This window comes from Streptomyces pseudogriseolus, from assembly GCA_002154585.1.
In the GTDB taxonomy this organism is placed as follows: Bacteria; Actinomycetota; Actinomycetes; order Streptomycetales; family Streptomycetaceae; genus Streptomyces; species Streptomyces pseudogriseolus.
Map to the genome: position 1 here is coordinate 1 of MUNG01000718.1, position 1,069 is coordinate 1,069.

General features: G+C 68.3%; 2 pseudogenes. One reads left to right on the forward strand and one right to left on the reverse strand.

Annotation, left to right across the window (positions count from 1 at the left end):
- Positions 1 to 141, forward strand: a pseudogene (locus CCN29_RS34305) (aggregation-promoting factor C-terminal-like domain-containing protein); the annotation flags it as partial.
- Here the strand turns inward: CCN29_RS34305 and CCN29_RS34310 are convergent.
- Positions 140 to 748 (reverse strand): annotated as a pseudogene (locus CCN29_RS34310) (aggregation-promoting factor C-terminal-like domain-containing protein); the annotation flags it as partial. The pseudogenes CCN29_RS34305 and CCN29_RS34310 sit on opposite strands and share 2 nt — an antisense overlap.
- Positions 749 to 1,069 lie beyond the last annotated feature (321 nt).

The window sequence follows — 1,069 nt, forward strand, 5'->3', positions numbered from 1 at the left end:
CCGGGCTCCAAGATGGCCTCCGCCGGCGCCGACTGGCAGACCAACCCGGCCACCCAGATCAAGTGGGGCCTCAACTACATGGACAGCCGCTACGGCAGCCCGTGCGGCGCCTGGGAGTTCTGGCAGGCCAACAACTGGTATACCAGTTGTTGGCCTGCCAGAACTCCCAGGCGCCGCACGGGCTGCCGTAGCGGCTGTCCATGTAGTTGAGGCCCCACTTGATCTGGGTGGCCGGGTTGGTCTGCCAGTCGGCGCCGGCGGAGGCCATCTTGGAGCCCGGCAGGGCCTGCACGAGACCGTAGGCGCCGGAGGAGGGGTTCGAGGCCTGGTAGTTCCAGCTGGACTCGTGGTCCACGATGTTGCTGAAGCACTGGAACTGGTCGGCGGGCACCATCTGGCGCGCGATGGCCTGGACGTCGGCGACCGAGTAGGAGGCCTGGACCGCGAAGGAGGACGCGTCACGCGCGGCGGAGCGGCTGGCGGCCTTCTCGGCCTCCTCGCGCTCCTTCTTGGCGGTCGCGTCCGCGGCGATGGCCATCGTCTGGGCCTGCTGCGTCAACGACGCGGTCTGCACCTGCGCCTGCTGCCCCGCGGGGATGTCCGCGAGCAGCGTGGTGCCGGCTGCCGTCGCTTCGGCGTCGTTGTTGGGCGCTGCGGTGCTGCCCGAGGCAACGCCGACGACGCTTCCGACAGCGGTGACCGCCGTGGCCGAGGCCACTGCGAATCCCCGGACCGAGATCCGGCTCACNNCGCAATCGTGCCCCTGACACTGGCCTCCCCAACTACGGGTCACGGGAGGCTCGGGCCCGGTGGGCAACTCCTTCGAGGGGAGCGCCGCGTGGTGCTCGGGCGGCATACGACGGCGGTATGGAGTTGAAACGGTGTTTCTGTGGCGCTGCACCGCTGGGGGTACAGCTGTGTCGTATGCGGGGCCTGACAGGAGTGAGACTCTGCCGTAACCAAGCGGCGCAAGGCAATTCTCTGTTGCGTGTGAAAGCTCACATGTCGTTTGTCCCCAGCATTTACCGGAAAGCCGCACACGCGCCGACGCCGCCCGGCTAGGCTCTAC